At 47.5% G+C, this 19,820-nt stretch carries 15 protein-coding genes and 1 tRNA gene; 12 read left to right on the top strand and 4 right to left on the bottom strand.

What is annotated here, in order from left to right; translation table 11 throughout:
• The first annotated feature begins 24 nt into the window (after positions 1-24).
• The 8 genes from KME12_08960 to KME12_08995 all read left to right on the top strand — a co-directional run bounded on the left by KME12_08960 (position 25) and on the right by KME12_08995 (position 10,603).
• Positions 25-1,365, top strand: coding sequence for a HAMP domain-containing protein (locus tag KME12_08960; protein ID MBW4487907.1), 1,341 nt, complete (start codon positions 25-27; stop codon positions 1,363-1,365).
• Between the two features lie 13 nt (positions 1,366-1,378).
• Positions 1,379-2,047 carry a response regulator transcription factor gene (locus KME12_08965; GenBank protein MBW4487908.1) on the top strand — a complete coding sequence of 223 codons (669 nt, stop codon included), beginning with the start codon at positions 1,379-1,381 and terminating at the stop codon, positions 2,045-2,047.
• 106 nt (positions 2,048-2,153) lie between these two features.
• Positions 2,154-2,525, top strand: a complete 372-nt coding sequence (locus KME12_08970) for a response regulator (protein MBW4487909.1) — start codon at positions 2,154-2,156, stop codon at positions 2,523-2,525.
• Positions 2,526-2,951: 426 nt separating this feature from the next.
• Positions 2,952-4,526, top strand: a complete 1,575-nt coding sequence (locus KME12_08975) for a SulP family inorganic anion transporter (GenBank protein MBW4487910.1) — start codon at positions 2,952-2,954, stop codon at positions 4,524-4,526.
• Positions 4,527-4,591: 65 nt separating this feature from the next.
• Positions 4,592-6,466, top strand: coding sequence for an NAD(P)H-quinone oxidoreductase subunit F (locus KME12_08980; GenBank protein MBW4487911.1), 1,875 nt, complete (start codon positions 4,592-4,594; stop codon positions 6,464-6,466).
• Between the two features lie 98 nt (positions 6,467-6,564).
• Positions 6,565-8,073, top strand: coding sequence for an NADH-quinone oxidoreductase subunit M (locus KME12_08985; GenBank protein MBW4487912.1), 1,509 nt, complete (start codon positions 6,565-6,567; stop codon positions 8,071-8,073).
• Between the two features lie 63 nt (positions 8,074-8,136).
• Positions 8,137-9,267, top strand: coding sequence for a CO2 hydration protein (locus KME12_08990; GenBank protein ID MBW4487913.1), 1,131 nt, complete (start codon positions 8,137-8,139; stop codon positions 9,265-9,267).
• Positions 9,268-9,337: 70 nt separating this feature from the next.
• Positions 9,338-10,603, top strand: a complete 1,266-nt coding sequence (locus tag KME12_08995) for a proton extrusion protein PcxA (protein ID MBW4487914.1) — start codon at positions 9,338-9,340, stop codon at positions 10,601-10,603.
• A gap of 459 nt (positions 10,604-11,062) precedes the next feature.
• Here the strand turns inward: KME12_08995 and KME12_09000 are convergent.
• The 4 genes from KME12_09000 to KME12_09015 all read right to left on the bottom strand — a co-directional run bounded on the left by KME12_09000 (position 11,063) and on the right by KME12_09015 (position 13,666).
• Positions 11,063-11,135, bottom strand: a tRNA-Ala gene (locus KME12_09000).
• A 93-nt stretch (positions 11,136-11,228) separates the two neighbouring features.
• Entirely contained in the window at positions 11,229-11,921 is a 693-nt protein-coding gene (locus tag KME12_09005; GenBank protein MBW4487915.1) for a hypothetical protein, read from the bottom strand.
• A gap of 122 nt (positions 11,922-12,043) precedes the next feature.
• The gene (locus tag KME12_09010; protein ID MBW4487916.1) at positions 12,044-12,763 is read right to left on the bottom strand and encodes an HAD family phosphatase; all 720 of its coding nucleotides are present in this window, start codon (positions 12,761-12,763) and stop codon (positions 12,044-12,046) included.
• Between the two features lie 6 nt (positions 12,764-12,769).
• Entirely contained in the window at positions 12,770-13,666 is an 897-nt protein-coding gene (locus KME12_09015; GenBank protein MBW4487917.1) for a class I SAM-dependent methyltransferase, read from the bottom strand.
• Positions 13,667-13,966: 300 nt separating this feature from the next.
• On the opposite strand from KME12_09015, the gene KME12_09020 reads away from it, so the two are divergent.
• The 4 genes from KME12_09020 to KME12_09035 all read left to right on the top strand — a co-directional run bounded on the left by KME12_09020 (position 13,967) and on the right by KME12_09035 (position 19,803).
• Positions 13,967-15,604 (top strand): PAS domain S-box protein, encoded by a 1,638-nt coding sequence (locus tag KME12_09020; GenBank protein ID MBW4487918.1) that lies wholly within the window; start codon positions 13,967-13,969, stop codon positions 15,602-15,604.
• The gene (locus tag KME12_09025; protein ID MBW4487919.1) at positions 15,604-16,701 is read left to right on the top strand and encodes a response regulator; all 1,098 of its coding nucleotides are present in this window, start codon (positions 15,604-15,606) and stop codon (positions 16,699-16,701) included. Before KME12_09020 ends, KME12_09025 begins: the two co-directional genes overlap by 1 nt.
• A gap of 789 nt (positions 16,702-17,490) precedes the next feature.
• On the top strand, positions 17,491-19,620 hold the full coding sequence (gene glgX, locus KME12_09030) for a glycogen debranching protein GlgX (GenBank protein ID MBW4487920.1): 2,130 nt from the start codon (positions 17,491-17,493) through the stop codon (positions 19,618-19,620).
• Positions 19,621-19,803 (top strand): hypothetical protein, encoded by a 183-nt coding sequence (locus KME12_09035; protein ID MBW4487921.1) that lies wholly within the window; start codon positions 19,621-19,623, stop codon positions 19,801-19,803. It abuts the gene before it with no gap.
• Positions 19,804-19,820 lie beyond the last annotated feature (17 nt).

Here is a 19,820-nt window from a genome sequence, read left to right on the forward strand (position 1 = left end):
ATATTAATTTGGTATTTGGGGCTAATGACTTGCTCCGCGATTGTTACTGTCGTGGCTATTCGGGAGAAGCTTTCTGATCGTTTAGACCAAGAGTTTCAGCAATCACTAACCCGGGAAATTGAGGAGTTTCGGCAATTGACAACCGAACAAAATCCATCTACAGAAAAACCGTTTGGAAATGACATCGAATCTATTTTTAACGTGTTTCTTGATCGCACCGTGCCAGATGATGGACAGTTTCTCATTACCCTATTCAATGGTCAGTTCTACCGTTCTAGCCCTAGCGCCATTCCAGGAGAGCTGCATAAGAATTCAGCCCTGATGAGTCAGCTAGCCCTGTCAACCCATTCTCAGCAGGGACAACTGACGATATCTCCCAATGACTCGCTGGTTTACATTGCTGAACCGCTAGTGAAGGGGAGCAACCGGGGGGTGCTTGTGGTAGCTTACTCCACAGCAACTGAGCACAAGGAGATTAATAATGCTGTAATTGTGGTTACAGAGGTGATGATCGGAGTATTGGGTTTTGCATCACTGCTTGCTTGGATTGCGGCAGGGCGGGTGCTAGCACCGCTACAGTTATTGTCTAAAGCAGCCCGTTCGGTGAGTGAGTCTGACCTGACGCAGCGACTACCTGTCCAGGGAAGCGGGGAATTAGACAGGGTAGCTCTCACCTTCAATGAGATGATGGATCGGTTGCAGGCAGCTTTTGACAGCCAGCGTAATTTCCTCAATGATGCAGGACATGAACTGCGAACTCCTATCACCATCGTGCGCGGGCATTTGGAGCTGATGGGAGATGATCCCGAAGAACAACAGGCAACCCTGGAATTGGTACTAGACGAACTCGATCGTATGAGTCGTTTGGTCAATGATTTAGTTGTGCTGGCAAAGGCAGAACGACCCGATTTTTTGCAATTTGAAACCGTGGACTTGAGTTCATTGACCGAGGAACTATTTACCAAAATTACGGCACTGGGCGATTGCAACTGGCAACTGGATGCCTTGGGCAAAGGGCAGATTGTGATTGATCGACACCGGTTGACTCAAGCTTTGACAAATTTGGCACAAAACGCAACGCAATACACAGAGAGCACAGGTACAATCGCACTTGGATCTAGCTTAAGGGGGAACTTGATCCGGTTTTGGATAAGTGATACTGGCAAGGGAATTGCACCAGAAGACCAAAAGCGAATTTTTCAGCGATTTGCTCGTGGTATGAACAGCCGTTCTATAGAGGGGACAGGTTTAGGGTTAGCAATCGTGCAGGCGATCGCGGAAGCACATAACGGTCGGGTAGAGCTAAATAGCCAACTTGGGATGGGGTCTACTTTTACAATTATCATTCCACTGAAACCTGCTTAAGAGGACATCTAAGATGAGTCGCCTTCTAATTGCTGAAGACGAATCTCGGATTGCTGCCTTTATAGAAAAGGGACTCAAAGCCAATGGATTAATCACAACCGTAGTGACCAATGCCCATGAGGCAATACTGCTGACCCAGAACGGTGAATTTGATCTGCTGATTTTGGATTTAGGACTACCTGACCAGGATGGTTTGACTGTGCTAGAGATTCTGAGGGGGCAGGGGGAACGATTGCCCATTATTGTTTTGACTGCCCGTGACGACATTCACGCCAAAGTAGCAGGTTTAGAAGGCGGCGCAGATGATTATGTAACCAAGCCGTTCCGGTTTGAAGAATTGTTGGCGCGGGTGCGGGTGCAACTGCGAAATCGCCAAGTGTCTTCTAGCAAGGAAGATATGGTGCTGACAAGTGGTCCAGTGACGCTTAATCTGCGAACTCGTGAGGTACAGGTGGGCGATCGCCCGATTGAACTGTCAGCCCGAGAGTTCATCCTGGCAGAAACGTTTCTACGCTATTCAGGACAGGTGATGAGCCGGGAGCAGTTGCTCAACCACGTTTGGGGTTACGACTATGACCCTGGTTCAAACATTGTGGATGTGTATGTGGGGTATCTACGTAAGAAGCTTGGTGGTGACCTGATCGAAACCGTCAGAGGTATGGGTTACCGATTGCAGACATGAGAGCTTTTTCATTCAGTTTTCTCGAATCTCGTGACAAACTGTAAGAAGTGACGCAAAACACATTTTTTATGTGTTCCTGTTGGCTCTAGCCTCTTGATAGCAACCCATGAAGCAGATTTTAATTGCTGAGGATGAATCTCGCATTGCCGCATTTTTAGAGAAAGGATTCCGCAAATATGGATTTACAGTTGCGATCGCCCGCGATGGGCAAGAGGCGATCAAACTCACTCAAAAACAACCCTTTGATCTGCTGTTGCTTGATTTAGATTTGCCAGTGATCGATGGCTGGACTGTACTTAAGCAGCTACGTGCTCAGGGAGATTCGCGTCCGATTATTATCATCACGGCTCAGGACGATGAAAATCAAAAGGCAATGGCGCTAAAAATTGGCGCAAGTGACTACATCACAAAGCCACTGCGGTTCAAGGCACTGCTGACACGAGTCCAAACACAGTTGGTCGAGCGTTATATAGCTTAATATTTCTCGATTAACCTCCCTAGCCCCTGATTCTAGAGAAACTGTTCGGTTGCGTGTGCAAAGCACGTAACTTCTCAAAGTTTTAGAATTGAGGGCTTAAAACCGTTTGGGCATACAAGAAAGGGAGGCGAATACAATTACTTGATCGACTCACCAAGCGGATTAGTTCGCAGCTACCCTTTCATGAAAGCTTTCTCATAAAACGTTCATTGAAGATTCATTAAGCGTTGAGACTCTATTGGTTAATAGAAGTTAACGCGCTCAGGACTTACGCAGTTAAATCTTCCATTTCCTTTGAGGAGTCTTAATGCGCTCCCTTCTTTAAGAAGCGGAGGAGAGCGAGATTTAAGTGCGTCAGCCCCACCGTGTGATCGTCTTTATTTCAAGCAATGACACTCTAAAAGTCATTGTGGTTGGAGGAAACTCGTGAGAAAGCTTAAAAGTCTCTTAGATCCGCAACTATTGACTAAGGATTTACTTGCTTCGTTTGTAGTGTTCCTCGTTGCTTTGCCGCTGTGTATGGGTATCGCGCTTGCCTCTGGCGTGCCGCCTGCTCTGGGTTTGGTGACAGGTATGGTGGGTGGCATTGTTGTTGGCAGTATTTCGGGTTCGCCCTTTCAAGTCAGTGGACCAGCGGCTGGATTGGCGGTTGTCGTAGCAGAACTCGTGCGCGACCACGGCATCGAGATGGTGGGTCCGGTGCTGATGTTAGCAGGCTTAATTCAACTGCTAGCAGGTCGGTTTAAGCTGGGGCAACTATTTCGGGCCATGTCTCCTGCAGTGATCTACGGCATGTTGTCGGGTATTGGGGTGCTGATTCTCGCATCTCAGCTCCACGTCATGATCGATGACAAGCCCCGTATTCATGGCATTGACAACTTGCTCTCTATCCCTGAAGCCTTCTATAAAGCTTTCGTCTCGGTTAGTGACGCTAATCATCATCTAGCAGCAGCAATCGGCTTTTTATCAATTGTGACGCTGGTGGCATGGGATAAGTTTAAGCCTGAAAAATTAAGGCTGGTACCCGGTGCATTAGTTGCAGTGGTTCTAGCGACATTAATTGCAAGCATATTAAAGCTACAGATCAGTTATGTAGATGTCCCTGCGAATTTGCTAGAAACAATTCGACTACCGCAACTGAGCAGTTTTTTTAATGTGATTCGAGCTCCCATGTTGCTCCAGGCAATCACAATTGCATTCATTGCCAGTGCCGAAAGTTTGCTCTCAGCCGTCGCAGTCGATCGCATGCACCAGGGTCCCAGAGCGAATTTTGATCAAGAGTTAAGTGCCCAGGGAATTGGTAACCTGATTTGCGGAGCACTGGGTACCGTGCCAATGACAGGGGTGATTGTGCGTAGCTCGGTCAACGTGGAGGCGGGTGCAAAAACCAGAGTTTCAGCCATTCTGCACGGAGTGTGGTTAATTGTATTGGTAGTGGCTGCTCCTAACTTGCTCAGGATGGTGCCAACCGCAAGTCTGGCTGCAATTCTAGTTGTCACAGGCTACCGGCTAATTGAAGTAGAACATATTCGTCACCTCAAACGATATGGGCGAATTCCGCTGATCATCTTCTTCGCCACCTTTATTACCATCGTGATCACGGAGCTGTTAACAGGAATTCTAATTGGCATTGTCTTAACCGCAGTCTTCGTGATTTCCAAAGTGTCTAACTTGAAGATTCGGGTAGAGCATGATGAGCGTACTCAACGGATTGACATTCACTTAGAAGGTGCTGCAACGTTTGTCCGCTTGCCTGAGTTAGCCTCTGCTCTAGAAAGGATTCCTCCTAAGACACAGTTGTACGTTCATCTGGAAAAGCTGGCTTATGTCGATCACACTTGTTTCGACTTGCTGTCTAACTGGGCAAGCCAGCAGGAAGGAAGAGGCAGCACCATCACCGTGGAATGGGAAGGTTTAACGGATCGCTACCGCAGACCGTTTGCTACGCGAACGAATCCAGTGAGCTTTCCTGCATCAGGTCCCTTTGCAGAAGAGTTTTAGTTCCCTCCATTCCCGAACGGGTTGGTTTGTAAGTTTTTACCTATTAGCAGTTGAGAGAGATGTCAATCACTGAATTCCTCATTCAAACCATCTGGCTGATTCCGTTCTATGGCTTGCTAGGTGCAGTTCTCACCCTTCCCTGGTCTTTAGGAATCATTCAACGCACAGGCCCTCGTCCAGCAGCGTATTTCAATCTACTCATGACCTTTAGCGCCTATGTGCATGGGCTATTTGTCTTCAACGCAGTTTCGAACCATCCGGCTCAACAGCTGATAATTCATTGGTTCCATGCGGCAGACCTCGATTTGACTTTTGCCCTGGAAATTTCTGCGGTTACTGTTGGGGCGATGGAGTTGGTGACAGGACTGAGCCTCCTGGTACAACTGTTTGCCCTGGGCTACATGGAGAAAGACTGGGCATTGGCCCGTTTCTTTGCCCTAATGGGATTTTTTGAGGCAGCCATGAGTGGGTTAACCCTGAGTGATTCACTGTTGCTCAGCTACTGCCTGCTAGAGTTGTTAACCGTCTCCACCTATTTGCTGGTGGGCTTCTGGTATGCCCAGCCTTTAGTGATCACAGCCGCGCGCGATGCCTTCCTGACTAAGCGAGTGGGTGATGTGCTGCTGCTAATGGGCGTTGTTGCGCTTTCTACTCTGGCTGGCAGCACCAATTTTTCTGACCTGTATACCTGGGCAGAAACGGCTCATTTATCACCTGTCACCGCAACACTGCTGGGATTGGCTCTGATAGCGGGTCCAGTTGGTAAGTGTGCCCAGTTTCCGCTGCATTTGTGGTTAGATGAAGCGATGGAAGCACCCAGTCCTGCCTCAGTGTTGCGAAATTCGCTGGTGGTTTCCTGCGGTGCCTACCTGCTGATTAAGATGCAGCCCATTTTAGCCCTGTCGCCGATTGTGATGGCAACGTTGATTGCGATCGGCTCCGTAACTGCGATCGGCTCTTCTCTGGTGGCGATCGCGCAAATTGACATTAAGCGTGCCCTTTCTCACTCCACGAGCGCCTACCTGGGATTGGTATTTGTCGCGGTGGGCATACAGCAAATCGAGTTTGCCCTGATGCTGATTCTGGCCCATGCGATCGCCAAAGCCCTTCTGTTTATGAGTATCGGCTGCGTGATTGCCAACACGAATAGCCAGGATTTGACCGAGATGGGCGGATTGGGCAAAACCATGCCAATTACCGCGAGTGCATTTCTGGTGGGTGCGGTTGGCTTAGTCGGACTGTTTCCGTTGGGTGGCTTTTGGGCAATGCAACAGGGGGTCGATCGCTTCTGGGCAGATGCTCCTTGGCTCATCAGTGTGTTGCTATTGGTGAATGGCTTGACAGCGTTTAATATGATGCGAGTCTTTCGTCTGGTGTTCTTGGGGCAACCGCAGGTGAAAGCCCGTCGAGCCCCAGAAGTAGGTTGGATGATGGCTCTACCAATGGTGGCTCTGAACGTGACGGACATCTCAGTTCCCTTGATGCTGCGAAAGTTAATGTTGCTGCCTCCTATCTTCAGCTTGAATCCCGTGGCAGAAATGCTGCTTGTAGCGTCTGGCTTACTGGGTTTTGGGGTCGGTGCCATGTTCCCGTTCAAGCGAATCTGGTTGAGCCCGGTGTCTAAGATTCCAGGCTTCTTCCACAACATGCTGGCCTATGACTTCTATGCCGATCGTTTATATCACTCAACGGTGGTCTTTGCAGTGGCGCAGATCTCGAAGTTCTCTGTCTGGTGCGATCGCTACATCTTTGATGGCGTTGCAAATTTAATTGGATTTGCTGCCATCTTTAGCGGTCAGAGTCTTAAGTATGTCACGTCTGGCGCTTCTCAATCCTATGTATTTACTATCTTGGTGAGTTTAGGTGTGCTGGTTGTGATGGTGAGTTGGGAGTTTTTGCAGGGTTTTAGTTTATCCACTGTCATTAGCTTTCTCTTCTAGAAGCTGATGTTGAGAGTGAACAGTGAGTCCTGAAACATGGGTTTACGAAAGATAGCTGAGTGAATCGAGAAGCTGAAGCTTAAATAAGGAGAATGATCATGCTGAGTGCTTTGATTGGGATACCTTTATTAGGTGCAGTTATCATTGGGTTTTGTCCTGGAATCACGCCTCGTTCGGCTCGCTGGGGTACTTTGGCGATCGCAACATTAATGTTTGTTTGGACGATCGCCTTAGCAAGTCAGTTTGATCTGTTGAGTTCTACGTTGCAGTTTGAGGAACATCTTTCCTGGCTGGATACGCTGGGTTTGACGTACCATCTGGGGATTGATGGGTTATCGTCGTCTCTCTTGGTGCTGAATGGATTGCTGACCGGAATTGCCATCTACAGCACCACTAAAGATATTCATCGTCCCCGATTGTATTACGCGCTAATGTTGCTGTTGAATGCAGCGGTGGCAGGAGCGTTCTTGGCTCACGATTTGCTGCTGTTTTTCCTGTTCTATGAACTGGAACTGCTTCCCCTGTACCTGCTGATTAACATTTGGGGCGGTGCGCGACGGGAGTATGCAGCGACTAAGTTCCTGATTTTTACATCCCTTTCGGGCATGTGCTTACTGGTTAGCTTCCTAGGAGTCGTCGGTTTCACAGGGGCATCTACCTTTGCCTACGACCCAACACTGGCTGCCATGCTTCCACTCGAAACTCAAATGCTTTTGCTACTGCCGATTCTGCTAGGGTTTGCCATCAAGGTGCCGCTAGTTCCGTTTCACACCTGGCTACCTGATGCTCATGTCGAGGCTTCAACCCCCGTTTCCGTCTTATTGGCAGGAGTTCTGTTGAAGTTGGGCACCTACGGATTGCTGCGCTTTGGGGTAGGGTTATTTCCTGCAGCCTGGACAACTTTGGCTCCTTGGTTAGCAGCCTGGGCGGTAGTGAGTGTGTTGTTTGGGATACTCGCGGCGATCGCTCAAACCGACATGAAGAAGATGGTTGCCTACAGCTCAGTTGGACACATGGGCTTTATTCTGCTGGCAGCAGCGGCGGCAACACCACTGAGCTTGCTGGGAGCCGTTGTGCAAATGGTGAGTCACGGTCTCATCTCTGGCTTACTGTTTCTGCTGGTGGGCGTGGTCTACGTCAAAACGGGGACGCGCAGTTTGGATACGCTCAAAGGACTGCTCAATCCCGAACGCGGACTGCCAGTGGTGGGGAGCTTGATGGTGTTAGCGGTGATGGCAAGTGCTGGAATTCCTGGTATGGCAGGATTTGTCGCTGAGTTTTTGATCTTCCGGGGTAGTTTTGCGGTGTTTCCAGCACAAACGCTGCTTTGCATGGTCGGTACAGGCTTGACGGCAGTTTACTTCCTGGTGTTACTCAACCGTGCCTTTTTTGGTCGCCTGTCATCAGCAGTGATAGATCTACCTCGCGTTAGTTGGTCAGAACGCCTCCCAGCAGCTGTTCTAGCGGCAATCATCATTCTGTTGGGGATTCAACCAAGTTGGTTGATTGGTCTGAGTGAAGCCGCGAGCGCAGCCTTGGAACCCACGACAAGAATCACAGACGCATCCTTGGTCATCTCTCAGCCCAGCACTGCTCCACCGCTGTAAGCAACCACTTAGCAATCCTTAGCAATTCCGTTAAATCCATCAAAACCTTTAGGAGGCATTGTCATGGTTACAACCAGCGTGTCATTGAAGTCATCCAGTCATCCCCTCAGTCACTACATTCATCAACTCGAATCGGGTCATACCCTGCTTCCCAACTCGACCCAGCATGTTCAGGAAGTTGTGGGAGTTCTGCACAGCTACGGGATTGTCCTGGATGCCTACTGCAAAAATTTGATTTACATTGCTGAAAATGCTTTTCTAGAGCCGTTTCCCTTCTTCAAATATTTCAATGGGGAAATCACGCTCAAAAAGATACTGCAATATGCACAGCACGATCGCATCAACTTTGAATATGCTGAATACTGCATGAAGGCAATGTTGTGGCATGGTAGCAACAGCTTTGATGCTTACCTGGATTCCCCGGAACTCGCCGCCCTAGCTCAACAGGCGATCACCACTAAACTGCACAACAATCCCCTCCTCCAAGGATTTCATCGCCTCTTTCCAGCCTTTTTCCCAGAACAGATTCGGCAACTGTGCTACTACAGTGCCCTGGGTCAGTTCTGGCGCATCATGAGCGATCTGTTTATGGAATTGTCGGCTGGCTACGATCGCGGCGAGATTCCATCCGTTCGTCACGTCGTTAACCACATTTGCCAGGGTTTGGTTGATGCTGCTGCAACCCCCATCACTTACACCGTCAGAATTCGCAACCAGTCTTACGACATCATTCCCCTCTCCGCCGGAATCACGTTTTTGATGGACGTGGCGGTTCCCTATGTCGAAGCCGTTTTTCTCAAGGGAACGCCCTTTTTTGGCACGGTCTCCTACAACGCTCAGGCACACCAGATTTCTCCCAACCCCGCTGAATTTGCTTACGGCGCATTGTTTGCTGATCCACTCATGACCGGAGCCGCAGGCATTCCACCCACACTACTCATGCAAGATATGCGTCATTTCTTGCCAAATTACCTGCATAAGATCTATCAGCGATCGCCCAGAGGCGAAGACAACCTGCGGGTCCAAATTTGCCAGAGCTTCCAAAAATCTATGTTCTGCGTGACCAATGCCGCCATTCAAGGGCTAGCTCCCCATTCCCTCTGTACCTCTGATCCGAACGAGCAGCAAGCAGTCCGTGCCTACCTGGAAGGATGGATGAACCGCCTCTTGACCTCCCGTCTATCCCAACTGTAACGACCTTCCCTTCATTACATAAACTTACCCCCGTTCCAAAAATCTCTCAATCGTTGCCGGAAGTTTGACTATGAAAGTCGGTCTACCAACCAGAGCCTTTGATGCTTCTCACAAGACCTTGTGGGACCCAGTACAAACTGCTTACCAGTGGTTCACTAAAACACCAGAACGGGCTTTGGAGCAAGCCTATCAAGCAGTACTGAACATTCAGGCGATCGAGCGTCAATACTTTGATGGCAATGACATTGATCTGACTTTAACCCGTCATCCTACCAATGTGATGGCGTGTTTGCGAACTGACCTCGATCGTTACCTCAACACCGCTAAACTGCGAGTTGCAGAATTCAAGCTGAGTCGAGCCATGCTGGGCAGGACAGATTACGCACTGCTGGAAAAACTGGCAGTGATCGATCAACTGCTTGCCAAATATGAGGCAAAGCTAACGATGGCTAAAAACACCCGCTTGACGACCGTTCCACCAGAGAGACTACAGGCAGATTTAGATATGTTTGAAGGGGCACCTCCTGCCCATGAGTCCTCGAAGAGAAAGAGTGTCTTACCACGCTCCATTGGTAGAACCGTCAATCGCATCACAACAGAATTAAACCCTAATTCTGAAAAAGAGCTCCTCACCAACTTTCGCCACTCCAGCACAAAAACTAGAGTCGCACTCAAATTTCTTGCCCTGCTGATTCTGGTGCCGATATTGACTCAACAGTTATCGAAAAACTTTCTGATTGAACCAATCGTGGAGCGGTTTCATAGGGAAAACTCCGCTCAGGCATTCTTGAACGTTGAAATGAAAGAGGAAGCCTTGCAGGAGTTAGAAGCCTTTGAAAAAGAACTGCGCTTTCAAAATTTACTGGCTACAGCCCCGCAACTCTCAACCGAGGCGATCGAAACCCAAGTCCATGCAAAAGCGGTTGAAATTGCAGAGCACTACCGCGATCGCGGTAGCCATGCGATTGGTAATGTCTTTGCTGATCTACTCGGCTTATTTGCCTTTTGCTGGCTACTTGTGATCAGTCCAAAGCAAATTGCTGTTTTGAAGTCATTCATAGATGATATCGTTTATGGACTAAGCGACAGTGCCAAAGCATTCATCATTATCTTGCTAACGGATATCTTCGTTGGCTATCACTCGACCCACGGCTGGGAAGTTTTGCTGGAAGAAATAGCGAACCATTTGGGAATTGCTGTGAGCCGGAATGGCATCTTCTTGTTCATTGCAACCTTCCCGGTGATTCTTGACACCGTCTTCAAGTACTGGATATTCCGTTATCTCAGCCGCACATCTCCCTCCGCTGTCGCCACACTCAAAAATATGAATGAATAGTACTTATTGCTAATTGTGTCTCAGTAGTGTTCTATTCATGCAACGTTGTTGAACTATACAAGGTGCTCTCAACTCAATTGAACAATAGCGCGACAGTCCCCATCCCTCTTTAGGGTGGGGAAGGATAGCGCGGCAATGAAGCGAAGCGGAATTGCCAATTATAATTGTCATTTCACAATTTGTATAAAACACAGACAAGTTAGGGGTTTGAGCGTTTTGAGAACAAATATCGTGTTTCAAAATCCAGATGGGTTGAAAGGAGTGCTACGATCGCACCTCATTGGGTATTAAGCTCCAGGTTGGATTGCCTGAGCATAGGTTATCCTCAAAAATTGGACATTAATTCTTTAAACAGGAATTTTGAGGGGGTTAATTGTCTCCTAGAGCCTGAAACCCCCAAAACTCGTAAAATTAGACATTAATTCTTTAAATGTGACAAATAATTCTTTAAAGGACATATGGAGAATAGGGGAGTCGAACCCCTGACCTCTGCGGTGCGATCGCAGCACTCTACCAACTGAGCTAATTCCCCAGATAACCCCGCTATTATAGCAAGAAACCAAACCAGGCTCTAAGGGCTGTTTTAGCCAGCCCTCAACGCTTTAAACCATCATTCTCAGCAGAGTTAGTTCGCCTCTACCCTCATCAAAGTCACTTTTGCCTTCGCAGATGTCGTATTGTCGCCCCAGAAAATCAGATTGGGGGTCTTGTAAGGGTTGGGATACCCTGCTGGTGGCGTATAGCCTGTGTATTGGCGCATTGGCCCTTGCAAAATAGGGGTCGTCGCATTGTCTACAAACAGTTTGTATTGATTGCCACTGACTTTGAGATGGTAAGTATGAGCTAGCGATTGCGTGTTATAGGTAGCGGTTTCAGCTTTTGTAAAAGTGGAACTCTGCGCCCAAATGTTATTAAGCCAAAATCCAAGTTCAACACCATAAGGTTGAGCCTCACCTGCTCCTTGTTTACTAATCACAATCACGCTAAAGCCCGCTCGATTGTTGTTTGTCCCGTGAGACTCAGAATTAACCCTTAATTTGAAGCTGACTGTGTAGCCGTTAGAGCGATCGAGAATGACTGGAGTTCCGTTGAAATAACCTGCATAGTTAGAGCTATTACCTGTATCTAAGACTGTACCGCTGCTTGTTGCAGTTGCGATCGGAGCAGTCGCGATCGCGGTGGCTTGATATAACCAATTTTGTTGAGCAGGCGTTTGAGAAGGACTAGATAAACCATCGTACAAAACCACAGCCCTAGCTGCTGTTGCACTCAGCGCCAAAACTAAGCTAGCTGTCACCGTTGGCAAAAAAACTTTCATGGCAGTTCCAATTACAACTCCCCAATGTTATGCCCAGAAAAATTCTTAGCTGATGAAATCACGGTCAAACAGAATCAAGACTGTGTAAATCTTGGCTCCGTAGATCGCAGCACTGAGGAGTATTACGATGCTTGAGGTACGGGGGATTTAGCATAGACGGCTTGAACGCGATCGAGTTCTAAATCAGAGAGATAATCAACCGCCCAATTCGCTTGCCGCTGCATCATGTGAAACGGATAAGTATTGGCCACCCCAACCACCGGAATTCCGGCCCGCTTTGCTGCTTGAATTCCTGCGGGAGTATCCTCGATCGCGAGGCACTCTGAAGGTTGGAGATTCAGATCTAGAAATTGTTGATTCAGACGCTCAACCACTAGCAAATAACCGTCTGGTTCTGGTTTGCTCGTAACAATATCATCGCCCGCCACAATCACCTGAAAATAAGCAGCCAATTGCGCTTTTTCTAACACCAGTTCAATTCCGCTTCGTAAGGCTCCACTCACCACAGCCAGCTTTAATTGAGCAGCCCGCAGATTAAACATTAAATCAGTTAAGCCAGGATAAATAGGCAGCTTTTCTATCGTGTCTAGCTCACGTTGATAAGTACGGGCTTTGCGCTGCATCAAGTCCATCAGGTAGTCTTCTGTGGCAACTCGCCCCCGACTCGCTAGCAGTTCGGTTAAACAAGCGCGATCGCTACGCCCTAGGCAAACGCGAGCAAACTCTCCAGAGTTCAGCCGCAGATTTTCTTCAATCAGAAGCCGCTCAATCAGTCGCTCATGAATCGCTTCATCATTGATAATGACGCCATTAAAATCAAATAGAACTGCCTTCAAAACCATACTTGCTTACTCAAACGCGGGAGCGGGGAACCCTGCATCAGGGACAACAGAGTCATCGATCCTAACAGAGTTAGGATGGGCTCTGACAGAGTCAGGGTCTTGTCCAGAAAGTGGCTTGACTCCCTTAGTAATTTGGTGAATCCACCAGAGTTCTTGTGTGTTTACAGCTCCAAACCCAGCGGCCCCCATCCAAGCATCTACATTTCCGGTTGCATAAGCTTGAATGTAAGGTTCTTCAAAGATTTGGGTCAACCATTCGGTTTGCCGTAAGGTTTTTTGGTTGCCATCTAAGATCAACACTTCTCCGCCAGGTTTGAGCAATCGTGCGGCTTCCTGCAAAATGGCTCGTGAGACAGCGGGAGGAGTTTCATGAAAGAGCAAAGAAGCGGTGACTAAATCAAAAGCAGCGTCAGGAAAGCCTGTCTGCTCAGCATTGGCGTGAACGAACTGAATGTCTAGTCCCGCTTGTTGAGCCTTGTAATCTGCCATTACTAACATGTAAGGCGAGAAATCTAAACCAACAACTTCAGCAGTCGGAAACGCTTGCTTGAGCAATAAAGTGGTTGACCCAGTCCCGCAGCCTAAGTCTAAAATTCGCCTCGGTTTGCCCCGCACAGCCTCAATCGCAGCTTGCCGAATTAAGACTTCGTTAGGTAGCAAGACATATTGAGTGATGGGATCATAGGATACAGCCGCTCGTGGATTCAGGTAACCTTTTTCAATCCCATGAAAATTCTGAGTGCTGTAGTAGGCGGGATATACCAAGCTAGGGTTACAGAAGCGATCGCCTTCTATCTCCCAATCAATACTGCGATAAAACTGTTCTAAACCCTCGCGATCAATAAACAACTGTAGGATAGGGGACAAAAATCGCTCAAAGATTGTGTCTTTCCGAACTGCCATAGGAGGTTACCTAAAATTAGCTTTTTTTGCAGCTCTCAGCAAAAGCGTAGAACTGCCCTATTAATATTCTACTTTTATGAAGTTTAATAAATAAATTTAGCCCATGCCACGATCGCATTCCAGCCTCTTGTCTTAACGTGAGCCTCAGAACTGACAAAGATGCCTCTAGCGATCGATCCTGAAAACCCGAATTTTTATTAAATTCTTGACAGTGCGGTGAACTAGAGTACGCTTGCTAAACCGCAAATGGTTACTCTGTGAAAAATACGCAAGCTACTAGAACTTCGCAAAAAATAGCCCATGTCCGCCCCCTTACCTGCCAACGAAGCAGAAAGGCTTGAAAGCCTCCTCCAATATGCCATTCTTGATACTGAAGCTGAAGAATCCTTTGATGAGCTTTGCCGCTTAGCCGCCTACATTTGTCAAACTCCGATTGCCTTAATTAGCCTGGTGGACAATCACCGCCAATGGTTCAAAGCAAAAGTCGGCATAGAAGTTACGGAAATGCCACGAGACATTGCCTTTTGTAGCCATGCAATTTTGCAGCGTGATCTGTTTGTGGTGCCTGATACCCTAGCTGACGAACGCTTTGCCACCAATCCTCTGGTAGTCTCTGATCCCCATGTCCGATTTTATGCTGGCTCTCCTTTGTTAACCTCCAAGGGACATGCGGTGGGAACGCTTTGTACGATTGACCGCGTCCCACGACAGCTCAACCCAGAACAATTGAAAGCGCTAGAAGACCTAGGCCATCAAGTCATGAGGCAACTGGAACTACGACGCAATTTAGGGGCTCTGGCTCAAATTACGCTGAAGCGGCAAGAGGCAGAAGCGGCTCTATGGCAAAGTCGAGAGCAGCTCCGAAATTTAGTTGAGCAAATCAATGATTGGGTCTGGGAAGCGGATATCAAAGCTGCGTTTACTTACGTTAGCCCCAAGATTAGAGACATCTTGGGTTATGAACCACATGAGGTGCTCGGCAAGACACTTGACCAGTTTATGCCTGAGGATGAAGCTAAGCGCTACACCACCTTATTGAGTTATTTCACAGCCCAGCAAACGGAATTTACTCAGGTAGAAACGGCTCTGCTTCACAAAGACGGTCATCTCATCGTTTGCGAGAGTAGTGCTTCCCCCATCTTGGGTCCACAAAATGAACTCCAAGGCTTCCGGGGTGTCACCCGCGATATTACCGAGCGAAAGCAAGCAGAACAGCAAATTCGTAAAGCACTCACTAAAGAAAAAGAACTGAGTGAACTCAAATCCCGTTTTATTAATACAGCCTCTCACGAATTTCGGACACCCCTCACCACAATCTTGGCTTCGGCGGAAGGCCTAGAACACTACAGTCATAAATGGTCCGACGAGAAAAAGCTGGCCTATCTCCACCGCATTCAAGCCACAGTGCAGCATCTCAATGGATTATTAGATGATGTTTTACTGATTGGCAAATCCAATGCAGGTAAGCTGGAATCTCGACCAACCCCTCTAAATTTAGAAAAACTCTGCTGCGAATTGGTAGAAGAAGTTCAACTGAGTGCTCCTAGTCACCAAATTGACTTTGTTAACAACGGATCGAGTCATCCAGCCTGTATGGATGAAAAGTTACTACGACACATCTTGATTAATTTACTCTCAAATGCTGTTAAGTACTCTCCTCAAGGAGGCCAAGTCAATTTCCATCTTTCTTGCCAAGATGGAATGGCTACGTTTCAAGTTCAGGACTCAGGTGTAGGGATTCCTCCCCAAGATCAAAAACGTTTGTTTGAATCTTTTCATCGAGCAGCGAATGTCGGTAGTATTCCAGGAACGGGCTTGGGGTTATCCATTGTCAAGCAAGCTGTAGAGGCACACAGAGGTACAGTTTCAGTTAACAGTGCTGTTGGAGTAGGCACAACATTTACAGTGATTCTGCCACTTGATAAAGGTAAGAAATAATGAAAAAGATTTTAGTGATTGAAGATGAACGGGATGTGAGAAATGTCATTCTTGACATTTTGGAGGCTGAAGAATTTGATGTTATTGGTGCTGAAAATGGTTTGGTTGGGGTGAAACTGGCGCAAGAAAAGGCTCCTGATCTGATCATTTGTGATGTGATGATGCCTGAGTTAGATGGTTTGGGTGTTTTGGCGGAGTTGCGGAAACATCCCGGAACAGCAGTGATCCCATTTGTATTCTTGACTGCTAAAGCAACTAAAGATGATTTTCGCCAAGGTATGGAGCTAGGGGCGGACGATTATCTGAGTAAGCCTTTCACGCGCTTGGAATTGCTAAAGGCGGTTTCTACTCGCCTAGAAAAGCAAGCAGTGGTGGATGAAAGAGTTCAGCAAAAACTCGATGATTTGCGTAGCACGATTACCCTCACTCTGCCTCACGAGTTAATCACTCCTTTAAACGCGATCGCCGATTTATCGAGTGTGCTAATGAACGAATGCAGCTTGATGGAGCAGGCTGAAGTTGTAGAGGTTGCAGAAGACATCCATAACGCCACTCAAACCTTACATAGGTTGGTACAAAACTTTCTTTTGTATGCTCAGTTGGAGCTATTGGTTAAAAGCCCAGAGCGAGTCAAGTCACTATCTAAAGGCAAGACTCATGTGGTTGGGATGTTAATAAATGATTGGGTGATTCAAAAAGCGCAACGGATGAACCGAGCCACTGATTTACAGTTGGATTTTCAGGGTGCAGTGGTTCAAATTTCACAAGCCAAGTTAAAGAAATTAGTAGAAGAACTGGTTGATAATGCCTGCAAGTTCTCCTCCCCAGGCACTCCTATAAAAGTTTTGAGCAGTCATAGTGAAAGTACGTTTATTCTCTATGTGATTGATCGAGGTCGAGGGATGACCCTAGAACAGATTGAGAAGGTGGGTGCTTACATGCAATTTGAGCGCAAGCTGTATGAGCAAGAGGGCTCAGGGCTAGGGCTAGCCATTGCTAAACGCTTAGTAGAATTGCATGGTGGAGAACTGGGGATCGAGAGTATTCCTGGTAAACAGACGACTGTGCGCGTTGTCCTGCCATTGGCTCAAGGCTAGCTGCTGAGCAAGCAACAAAGGCCTATCCCATTACTTAAAATTTGTGTCATAAAGACTTGCGATCGCCTAACTTATGGACGTCTGAAGCAGCGATCGCTCTAGCTAAAGTAAGCTTTACTGTTCAAGTAACTTTTTGATAGCCAGAGTACAAAGCTAGGGTCATTCCTTAGCTAGACGATATTTAGTACCATGATTGGCTACGGTAAAAGAGATAGAGCTACCAAACTCTTTTACCGTAGCATTAGCTATTTTATGATCGCCCAAGATATTATTCTGCTATTGCAAACTACAGTCACCCACCGACTTCATCAAAGCTCAGAGATCGGCAACTTAGATCTTCGTTGTCACTGTGACCATCCAGGTCAAAAACTTCGTTGTGAAGACTGCCCTTACTTAGAAGCTCAACTATCGCGCTCTAGACTCCTTAGAGGTAAAGATTAGTATATTTGTACTGCAACAACCATGACACCGAAATTGTCCTTGCGGTAGATGCCGTAATCCACTTTGTTCAGCTATTTTCTTCAAGTAGCTTTAAAAACTGTTGACCTTGTTTTGATTGAAAGGAGGAGCAGAGCAGATGTAGTGCCCTGCGTAGCTAATGAACGGGCAATGAGACTCGCCACTACGAAAAGGGTGTGGTTCAACCCATTGAACATTGGTGTAAAGCTGTCAAGATAGGCTTTAGCTCGTTTTAGTAAACACAACAGTCCTCCTGAATTGCATCTACCGATTAGGTGCAATTTATTCATTTTTGTTTTCACTGATTTTTACCCCACTAAATCCTCAGTTATGTATCTAGCGCTTTGGCCAGGACAAGTTTACCCTCTCGGTTCGTATTGGGATGGAAAAGGTACCAACTTTGCCTTGTTCTCAGAAAACGCCACTGGAGTAGAGTTGTGTTTATTCGATCGCGATGATAGAGAAACGCGCTTGCACCTGACAGAAGTTAGTAACTTTGTTTGGCACGGGTATATTCCTGGCATTGGTCCTGGACAGCGTTATGGGTTCCGAGTTCACGGCCCCTACTCTCCCCACGAAGGGCAGCGCTTCAACCCCAACAAACTGTTGATCGATCCTTATGCAAAGGCGATCGATGGTGACATTGGCAATGGCCCCGAACTGTTTGGCTACTCTTGGGACTCTCCAGAAGCTGATCTCTCCTTTTCAGAATTAGACAGCGCCAACTTAATCCCCAAATCGGTGGTCGTTGATGAATCTTTTGATTGGGAAGGAGATCGACTCCTGCGTACCCCCTGGCATGAAACCATTATTTATGAAACTCATGTCAAGGGTTTTACTAAGCTCCATCCAGATATCCCGGAAGAGTTACGTGGCACCTATGCTGGTATGGCTCATCCTGCCGCGATCGAGCATTTGCAGCGATTGGGAATTAGCGCGGTTGAGTTGATGCCTGTGCATCATTTTCTTACCTATCCGGGCCACCTGGCAGACAAGGGCTTAAAGAACTACTGGGGCTACGACTCGGTTAACTACTTTGCTCCCCACTCTGGCTACAGCGCTGGTGGCAGTATGGGGCAGCAAGTGAATGAATTCAAGGAGATGGTGAAAGCACTGCACCGTGCTGGTATTGAGGTGATTTTGGATGTAGTCTACAACCATACCGGAGAAGGAAATCATCTCGGCCCAACTCTATCTCTACGCGGCATCGACAACAGCATTTATTACCGCCTAGTGGATGATGATAAGCGCTATTACATGGACTTTACAGGCTGTGGTAATTCCTTGTATGTGGGCCACCCCCAAGTGCTAAAGCTGATCATGGATAGCTTGCGCTACTGGGTGCTGGAGATGCATGTAGACGGTTTCCGCTTTGATTTAGCTTCTGCTTTGGCGAGAGAACTGTATGAAGTGAATAGCCTGGCTGCCTTCTTTGATATTATTCACCAAGATCCCGTATTGGCTGATGTGAAGCTAATTGCAGAGCCGTGGGATATTGGCGATGGGGGCTACCAGGTGGGTAACTTCCCTGTCCTATGGTCAGAGTGGAACGGAAAATATCGTGATACGGTGCGAGATTTCTGGCGCGGGGAAGACAGTATTTTAGGGGAATTCGCCTACCGCTTAACTGGTAGCCCTGATCTCTATTTTCAGTTCAATGGCCGCCGCCCTAATGCCAGCATCAACTTTATCACCGCTCATGACGGTTTTTCGCTCAACGATTTGGTGAGCTACAACGAAAAGCACAATGAAGCCAACGGCGAGAACAGCCAAGATGGGGAGAGCCATAACCGTTCTTGGAACTGTGGCGCGGAGGGAGAAACAGATAATCCTGAAGTGTTGCAGTTACGAGAACAGCAACGGCGAAATTTCTTATTGACGCTGATGTTCTCCCAAGGCATCCCGATGATGTTGGCAGGAGATGAGTTAGGCCGAACCCAGCAAGGAAACAACAATGCCTATTGCCAAGACAGTGAAATTTCTTGGATCAACTGGGACTTGCAAGAAAAGAACGAAAATCTTTTGGACTTTGCTCGCGAGCTAATCTATTTCCGACGACAGCATCCTGTATTCCGGCGACGCAAGTGGTTCCAAGGACAGGCCATTCACGGAGCTGGGGTGAGTGATATTGTCTGGTTCAATCCTGATGGCACTGAGACGAGCGACGAGCAGTGGGAGATTGGCTATGCCAAGGCGATCGGAATGTTCTTGGACGGACGGCAGATTCCTAGCCCAGGACCGCAAGGGCAGCGTATTAGTGATGACAGCTTCATCCTGTTCTTCAACGCTCATTATGAGGTGATCGAGTTTACGCTGCCTGAGGCATTCAGGCAGAAACAATGGGAGTTGCTAGTTGACACTAAAGAACCACGCTTCATTCAAGATGAAATTATCTTTAATGGCGAGCAGCAGATCCCTGTCAATGCCCGTTCCAGCGTGGTTCTCCGCCTGTTCGAATAGTTGCGAGCAGTTGAATTAGAAAGTAGCATCCAAAAAAGCAGCGATCGCTCAGTTGCATTAATTGCATCAGGAGCGATCGCTGCTTTTTTATTGTTTCTGTTTTTGATTCTGATTCTGATTAGTTTAATTCTGATTAAGAGGGGCGATCGCTTCTGTGTCTATGAAGACGAATTAATTTCATAAATGAGTAGTCCTTTTGG

Source organism: Trichocoleus desertorum ATA4-8-CV12, from assembly GCA_019358975.1.
GTDB classification, from domain to species: domain Bacteria; phylum Cyanobacteriota; class Cyanobacteriia; order FACHB-46; family FACHB-46; genus Trichocoleus; species Trichocoleus desertorum_A.

What these genes read in the sequence shown, in the direction of transcription:
- KME12_08960 (MBW4487907.1), top strand. Translation starts at nt 25, where the DNA reads ATGACTTGCTCCGCGATTGTTACTGTCGTGGCTATTCGGGAGAAGCTT.
- KME12_08965 (MBW4487908.1), top strand. Translation starts at nt 1,379, where the DNA reads ATGAGTCGCCTTCTAATTGCTGAAGACGAATCTCGGATTGCTGCCTTT.
- KME12_08970 (MBW4487909.1), top strand. Translation starts at nt 2,154, where the DNA reads ATGAAGCAGATTTTAATTGCTGAGGATGAATCTCGCATTGCCGCATTT.
- KME12_08985 (MBW4487912.1), top strand. Translation starts at nt 6,565, where the DNA reads ATGCTGAGTGCTTTGATTGGGATACCTTTATTAGGTGCAGTTATCATT.
- KME12_08990 (MBW4487913.1), top strand. Translation starts at nt 8,137, where the DNA reads ATGGTTACAACCAGCGTGTCATTGAAGTCATCCAGTCATCCCCTCAGT.
- KME12_08995 (MBW4487914.1), top strand. Translation starts at nt 9,338, where the DNA reads ATGAAAGTCGGTCTACCAACCAGAGCCTTTGATGCTTCTCACAAGACC.
- KME12_09005 (MBW4487915.1), bottom strand. Translation starts at nt 11,921, where the DNA reads ATGAAAGTTTTTTTGCCAACGGTGACAGCTAGCTTAGTTTTGGCGCTG.
- KME12_09010 (MBW4487916.1), bottom strand. Translation starts at nt 12,763, where the DNA reads ATGGTTTTGAAGGCAGTTCTATTTGATTTTAATGGCGTCATTATCAAT.
- KME12_09015 (MBW4487917.1), bottom strand. Translation starts at nt 13,666, where the DNA reads ATGGCAGTTCGGAAAGACACAATCTTTGAGCGATTTTTGTCCCCTATC.
- KME12_09020 (MBW4487918.1), top strand. Translation starts at nt 13,967, where the DNA reads ATGTCCGCCCCCTTACCTGCCAACGAAGCAGAAAGGCTTGAAAGCCTC.
- KME12_09025 (MBW4487919.1), top strand. Translation starts at nt 15,604, where the DNA reads ATGAAAAAGATTTTAGTGATTGAAGATGAACGGGATGTGAGAAATGTC.
- glgX (MBW4487920.1), top strand. Translation starts at nt 17,491, where the DNA reads ATGTATCTAGCGCTTTGGCCAGGACAAGTTTACCCTCTCGGTTCGTAT.